Origin of the sequence: Bradyrhizobium niftali (assembly GCF_004571025.1) — a bacterium.
Classification (GTDB): Bacteria; Pseudomonadota; Alphaproteobacteria; order Rhizobiales; family Xanthobacteraceae; genus Bradyrhizobium; species Bradyrhizobium niftali.
In genome coordinates this window covers 1-2215 of sequence record NZ_SPQT01000105.1, presented here as the reverse complement: position 1 = coordinate 2215, position 2215 = coordinate 1, and the positions used below count along the sequence as shown (strand labels likewise).

Genomic DNA, 2215 nt, shown 5'->3' with positions numbered 1-2215 from the left:
AGTTGCGATGCCTAAGAGGACAACCGGTGGCGGCCCGGACTTAAACCCGGTCAACCTCGGCGCGGCCGCTATCGATATCGGATCAAAGATGCACATGGCCGCGGTGAACCCGGCCTGCACCGACACGCCAGTGCGTGCATTCGGCACATTCACGCAAGACCTGCATGAGCTGGCGGACTGGTTCAAGACGTGCGGCGTGACCAGTGTCGCGATGGAATCCACTGGAGTCTATTGGATCCCAGTCTACGAGATCCTAGAACAGCGCGGGTTTGAGGTCATTCTGGTCAACGCGCGGTACGCCAAGAATGTACCTGGGCGCAAAACCGATCTCAGCGATGCCGCTTGGTTACGCCAGCTCCACTCCTATGGCCTGTTACGGGGCAGCTTCCGACCCGATGCCGAGATCGCAACCTTGCGAGCCTATCTACGCCAGCGCGAGCGGCTCGTGGAATATGCTGCCGCCCATATCCAACATATGCAGAAGGCCCTGATGGAGATGAACCTGCAGCTCCATCATGTTGTCTCGGATATCACCGGCGCGACCGGCATGCGGATTATCCGAGCCATTGTTGCAGGCGAACGCAATCCCGACGTCCTGGCAACCTATCGGGACGTGCGCTGCCATTCATCGATCGAGACGATCCGCGCAGCGCTCGTAGGCAATGACCGCCACGAACATGTCTTCGCGTTGACTCAATCACTGGAGGTCTACGACGTTTATCAGGCAAAGATGCTCGACTGTGATCGCAAGCTCGAAGTCCTGATCAGTGCATTGAACACCAAAGGAGCAAGACCGGTCAGAAAGCTAGCCAAGCCGCGCGTAAAGACCAAGCAGGTCAACACCCCCACCTTCGATGTCAGGACCGCACTGTAGGCGTGCTCGGCGTCGATTTGACTGAGATCCATGGGTTGGGTCCGTCGCTCGCATTGAAGCTCATCGGCGAGTGCGGTACGGATCTAAGGGCATGGCCGAGCGCCAAACACTTCACTTCCTGGCTCTGCCTCGCACCCGGCAACAAGATCTCCGGCGGCAAGGTGCTGTCCTCACGCACACGGAGATCCTCAAGTCGCGCAGCTGCGCTGTTGCGCTTGGCAGCCACAACCGTGGGGCGAAGCGAGACAGCGCTGGGAGCATTCTATCGTCGGTTGTCCTCACGTGCGGGTAAATAAGGCCGTGACGGCGACCGCTCGCAAGATTGCGGTTTTATTCTACAACACACTCCGGCACGGCATGAGCTACAGGGATCCTGGTGCCGACCAATATGAGCGGCAATATCGTAGCCGCGTCCTCGCCAACCTACAGCGCCGGGCGAAATCGCTAGGCTTCGTGTTGCAGGCCATTCCGGGCGACGCCAATCCGGCTGTTTCTTAGGAAGTCGATCGCGATCTTTTGAGCTTCCGTTTCATCGAAGACCACCGCGACAGCTATCCGGTACGGCTGATGTGTGCCGTACTCGAGGTGTCGCCGGCGGGCTATTACGCTTGGCGCGAGCGTCCGGTGAGCACCCACGCAACCTCCAATGCCGCGTTGCTGGCCGAGATCCGGCAGGTCCATCGTGATAGCGGCCAGCGCTATGGCAGCCCCCGGGTTCACGCCCGTCCTGCGGACGCAGGGACGTGGCGCCAGTCGCGGCCGGATCGAGCGGCTGATGCGACGGCATGGCATTCGGGCGATCATGGCGCCGCCACGTCGGGTCCGCACCACCGACACCACGATCTGCCGATCGTCGAACATCGCTGGTCGCATGCCGCCCGCCTTTCGAAACAACCGCCTCAGGAAGGGCGCTCTCCGGGCGATACTTATCATTGGTGGAGCGCGAAGAGATTGCGCTTCTCAAGGTGCAGGGCCATTCCATCCGGGAGATTGGGCGCCGTCTCGGTCGATCCGCCGCGATAATCTCGCGAGAACTGCGGCGTCTGTTGCAGGCGTTTTATTCGATCCGGTCTGAGCGGCTTCTGATGGAGCGGTTGGAATATGACCTGTTGTTTCGCTGGTTCGTGGGAATCGGCGTCGACGACACGGCGTGGGACCATTCGGTGTTCTCGAAGAACCGCGACCGGCTGCTGGAAGGCGACATCGCGGCCAAGTTCATGGCGGCGGTGCTGGCACAGCCCAAGGTGAAGAGGCTTCTGTCGAGCGATCACTTCTCAGTCGATGGCACGCTGATCGAGGCCTGGGCCTCGATGAAGAGCGTCAAGCCCAAGGACAGCTCGG

Annotated in this window: 2 protein-coding genes and 1 pseudogene; 2 read left to right on the top strand and 1 reads right to left on the bottom strand. The window is 60.6% G+C overall.

Features of this window, described 5'->3' with window-relative positions:
• Positions 1-7 precede the first annotated feature (7 nt).
• Positions 8-1372: pseudogene (locus E4K65_RS46560) on the top strand (IS110 family RNA-guided transposase).
• Here the strand turns inward: E4K65_RS46560 and E4K65_RS48120 are convergent.
• Complete coding sequence (locus E4K65_RS48120) at positions 1319-1747, bottom strand: hypothetical protein (protein WP_167771709.1); 429 nt, start codon at positions 1745-1747, stop codon at positions 1319-1321. The pseudogene E4K65_RS46560 and the gene E4K65_RS48120 sit on opposite strands and share 54 nt — an antisense overlap.
• Between E4K65_RS48120 and E4K65_RS46555 the strand changes: the two genes are divergently transcribed.
• A partial coding sequence (locus E4K65_RS46555; RefSeq protein WP_167771710.1) for a helix-turn-helix domain-containing protein occupies positions 1738-2215 on the top strand: 478 nt, incomplete at its 3' end. The two genes, E4K65_RS48120 and E4K65_RS46555, sit on opposite strands and share 10 nt — an antisense overlap.

Coding starts and splice junctions, on each gene's coding strand:
- E4K65_RS48120 (WP_167771709.1), bottom strand. CDS start 1,747: ATGCGACCAGCGATGTTCGACGATCGGCAGATCGTGGTGTCGGTGGTG.